1 protein-coding gene is annotated in these 230 nt (G+C 75.7%); it reads right to left on the bottom strand.

What is annotated here, in order from left to right:
- Positions 1 to 230, bottom strand: a 230-nt coding sequence (locus QM716_RS29185) for a hypothetical protein (protein WP_283307725.1), incomplete at both ends; no start/stop codon positions are given.

A 230-nucleotide genomic window follows, 5' to 3' on the forward strand; every position in this document is an offset into this window, starting at 1 on the left:
GCACGTGCCGTACGGCGGGGGCTCCCAATCCGCCCGCCCGGGAGCGGTGGCCGGGCGGCTACGGTACCGCGGGCGGCGTGATCGCGCGTGGGCATCGGTGGCGGGGGGGTCGGCGATCGGGCGTGGTCTGGCCAGAGCCCCAATGACGTCGGTGGCGTGTGTCGGGGGTCGGAGCACCGGGGTGCCCCCGGCAAACCCGTAGTCGTTGAGAACCGGGGTTCGCGCGGTGG

Origin of the sequence: Rhodococcus sp. IEGM 1409 (assembly GCF_030056735.1) — a bacterium.
Taxonomy (GTDB): domain Bacteria; phylum Actinomycetota; class Actinomycetes; order Mycobacteriales; family Mycobacteriaceae; genus Rhodococcus_F.